This window comes from Candidatus Paceibacterota bacterium (assembly GCA_041660505.1).
Taxonomy (GTDB): Bacteria; Patescibacteriota; Minisyncoccia; order Phycocordibacterales; family JACRKE01; genus JBAZWG01.
The window spans coordinates 1-2,821 of sequence record JBAZWG010000013.1 but is presented as its reverse complement, the minus strand read 5'-3'; the positions used below and the strand labels follow the sequence as shown (position 1 = coordinate 2,821).

Annotated in this window: 3 protein-coding genes and 1 tRNA gene; all 4 read right to left on the bottom strand. The window is 48.1% G+C overall.

Going from position 1 to position 2,821, the window contains the following annotated elements; all coding sequences use genetic code 11:
- Positions 1 to 1,009 (bottom strand): hypothetical protein (locus WC764_04820; protein ID MFA6007016.1); only part of this gene is annotated, 1,009 nt, incomplete at its 3' end.
- A 108-nt stretch (positions 1,010 to 1,117) separates the two neighbouring features.
- Positions 1,118 to 1,276, bottom strand: coding sequence for a lmo0937 family membrane protein (locus WC764_04815; GenBank protein MFA6007015.1), 159 nt, complete (start codon positions 1,274 to 1,276; stop codon positions 1,118 to 1,120).
- Between the two features lie 726 nt (positions 1,277 to 2,002).
- Positions 2,003 to 2,074, bottom strand: a tRNA-Glu gene (locus WC764_04810).
- 255 nt (positions 2,075 to 2,329) lie between these two features.
- Positions 2,330 to 2,821: cyanophycin synthetase (locus WC764_04805; GenBank protein MFA6007014.1), on the bottom strand; the 492-nt coding region annotated here is incomplete at its 5' end.

Below are 2,821 nucleotides of genomic sequence, written 5' to 3'. Positions count from 1 at the left end.
CTCTCTCAGCTTCTCGAATCGCGCAGAGTCGGTCACGCTCACGCTTCATCACCTCGTGCTCTTTGAGGAACCACGCGGCCCTTGAGCCCACAAGACATGCCTCCTCAACCGAGGCAACGAGACGATCTTCTAATACTAGGCCGCCGGCATAATGCCTGAGCTCATTGCGCATGGCAATCTCTTTGAGCTGAGCGAGGCACGGCTCGTCCAGCACTAACATCCATTCGCGCAAGACATCGAGTGATCGGAGCTCAGAGAGAACCTCGATCAACCATGGCTTGACCGCATCTAGACGGACGCGTTTTTCGTCGCATGTAACTGCCGCAGCATCTTTGTGTTCTCGCGTGTCCCAACCGGAGATGTTTTCTCCCTCATACCCCCAAATAAATTTGGTGAGATTCATAAGAAAATCAAACGCAATTTTCTCAGTGTGTTTCCTGTCCCGGAAATTGGGGAGGTTAGGAGCTCCAACGCTATTGCCGGAGCGATGCTTTACAGCTCTAAAGAAGAACTGAATCGCATCAAGTAAACGCGGAGAGGCAACGCCTTCGACCCATCCGCTACCAAACTCATCGCCATCACGGCCGCCGCCCTTCAATCCCCAACTAAAAAAGTTGAGCGCCAACACATCAAAAGCTTTTTGCGCCAGATGCTGGCGAAGTCCGCTTTCAGACTTTAAAACATACTGTCCGCTCGAACTATTTAGTATACGGTATCCAGGTTCCGTATCGCCGAATGAACGAAAATGAGAAGCATCTCTCCAACCGTCCGCCATTCCAAGGTAAAAAATCAGGCGGTCAATGTAGGTATACTCCGGTTCGTCATACCTACTTTTGCTCATGCACACATTGAAACCAACGTGCAACAGGCCAAGCATTTCTTCAAAACTGCTCGCGATTTTCCACCGGAGGAGCCATTCGTGCCAATTGTAAATCGGGCGGATCTCCTTGAAAAACAGATTGTATGCGGGAACTTCGTTTACTTCAGGCGGTGCTTGCTGGTCGGACATGATGTCCTCCTTCTTTGGGTTATGCCTCGCGCTGTGACGAGACGGGGTTGTACTTCCAAATCAAAATCTACGCTGATTTTGAAAAGTGTCAAGAGAAAGACAGCGAGACTATTTAAATGGGTTTTTGCCCTGGATAACACGCCAAAGAAAGGCAACGACAGCAACGATTAATAGAATATGGATTAGAAAGCCGGCGATATGGAAAATGAAGAAACTAAAAAACCACAAGACGAACAGAATAAGTGCGAATGAAAAAAGTGTGGACATAGTGGAATTCTATCAGGTTCTATTTATGAAGCAAGCCCGACAATTTTGAAATAGAAAAAGCGCCGATCCCATGAGAATCGGCGCCCGTGGATCGGTTTCCAGTTTAGCCGTAGGTGTTAGAAACACCATTTCTTGGTCCTCCGAAGAGGCACTCGTGACGGCTCCTCCCGTTGAGCAAGCTCAAGGGAATCACTGTTGTTTTCTTCTGAAAACCAACTTGATTACAAGTTACTCTTTCGGATACAAATGTCAGGCACTGATTCTCTCTACAGAGAAACGCGAGTACGCTTTCGGTCACGCATTGTATACTTCGCATTCTTTCTTGTGTAGTCACAAGTTACTAAATATTTTGCTTCTGGAATTCGCAAAATATGTAAGTACTTGCCGACCCTGCCTACCGGCAGGCAGGGTCGGCTCAGCAATTTTTCTACTGAAAAATTATGCTTGCGCCTTCACAAAAACGAAGAAGACTGGAGCAGTCCAGTCTTCTTGAATTCCCGTTTTTGTGACCCTACAGAGACGCTTCGCTATCTCACTCGACAGAATATGGGCGAGCAAGCTCGACATATCTTGTGTGGTCACGAGTCACTAAGTATAATTTTCGCTGCGCTCAAATTCTACGTAAGTGCTTGCGACCCCAGCTCGCGGTTTCGCCTGGTGTCGAAACATCGCTGCGCTTTCACAAAAGCAGAAAACCTGCCGCAGGGCAAGTTTTCTGTCATTTTGTGACCCTACAGAGAATCGAACTCTGATTTAAAGCTTGAGAAGCTTCCGTCCTAACCGTTAGACGATAGGGCCTCATAACTATTTAATATTCAATACTAAATAATTAACAACCAGCACTATATCACAATTTTACCTCTGCGCCAATTAGCCTTTTGTAGAATATCATTTTGTGCGCCGCAGGCGCTCCTTTTACCTCCGAGCGAAGGATGTCTCTTGTATGGGGACTTGCGAGCCTGCCTACCGACAGGCAGGCGCGACGGCGCGAACTCGAGGAATTTTTTAGCAAAAAAATATCCGTACCCCACACAAGACGGCACCCGAGCATTTTTACCGTTTTTTCCACTCCTCATCTTGCCGCACCAAGATACTCCCCGCCTGCTCTGGATGCGCCATAACTTCCTCTACGGCTCGCTCCATGCGTATGCCCTGTGAGCCTTTTATAAGGGCCACATCGCCCGGCTGCAAAATAGTCTCTAGATACTTCCCCGCCGACTGTGAATCATCAAATTCAACGATGTTCTTCTCACTCATATCACGCTCAAGAGCGCCTTGTCCAATGTATTTAGCGCGAGCACCAACAACTATAAGTTCATCTGCAAAGCTGCCCACGAGGGTTCCGAGCTTCGTATGCTCATCGGCAGTGAACCTACCAAGCTCGAGCATATCACCAAGAACTGCAATACGTCTTCCTTTTGTTTCAATCGTTCGTAGCGCATTTACTGCGGCTGTTGCCGCTACCGGTGATGAGTTGTACGAGTCATCAATAATAATCGAGTTTTTTACCCCCCCCAGAAGACGCATGTGCCCGCGGGGGCTCTC

Bases quoted from the DNA above. Each gene is read 5' to 3' on its own strand.
- WC764_04815 (MFA6007015.1), bottom strand. From the start codon at position 1,276: ATGTCCACACTTTTTTCATTCGCACTTATTCTGTTCGTCTTGTGGTTT.